This is a genomic window from Streptococcus oralis (assembly GCF_001578945.1).
Classification (GTDB): domain Bacteria; phylum Bacillota; class Bacilli; order Lactobacillales; family Streptococcaceae; genus Streptococcus; species Streptococcus oralis_Q.
The window spans coordinates 1-412 of the sequence record NZ_KQ969624.1 but is presented as its reverse complement, the minus strand read 5'-3'; the positions used below and the strand labels follow the sequence as shown (position 1 = coordinate 412).

General features: G+C 38.6%; 2 protein-coding genes. One reads left to right on the top strand and one right to left on the bottom strand.

Annotated features, from left to right (window positions below; genetic code table 11):
• Positions 1 to 55: SPJ_0845 family protein (locus SORDD16_RS12275; RefSeq protein ID WP_369404190.1), on the bottom strand; the 55-nt coding region annotated here is incomplete at its 3' end.
• A gap of 130 nt (positions 56 to 185) precedes the next feature.
• Here SORDD16_RS12275 and SORDD16_RS10105 point away from each other — a divergent pair.
• The coding region (locus tag SORDD16_RS10105) for a Tex-like N-terminal domain-containing protein (RefSeq protein WP_277730693.1) at positions 186 to 412 on the top strand (227 nt) is incomplete at its 3' end.

Below are 412 nucleotides of genomic sequence, written 5' to 3'. Positions count from 1 at the left end.
CGAATTCCTCAAACATTTTGTCCAAGTCATCAGTTTTTGTAAATTTAACAGCCATGGGCCTACCTCTTTTCTACATTCTACCTCTATTATACTATTATTTTGTGGAAAAGGGATTATTTTGATAATCAAAGAGGTAAAAAAGGGTAAGGCAAAACAAGAGCGGTTCCTTATGGTATAATAGTTTCATGGATAAAAAATATGAAAAAATCTCCCAAGATTTGGGTGTAACCTTAAAGCAAATTGATACCGTTCTAAGTTTGACAGCAGAAGGGGCGACGATTCCCTTCATCGCCCGTTATCGGAAGGACATGACTGGTAGTCTGGATGAGGTGGCGATTAAGGCTATCATCGACTTGGATAAAAGTTTGACCAATCTCAATGACCGCAAGGAAGCTGTCTTGGCTAAGATTCA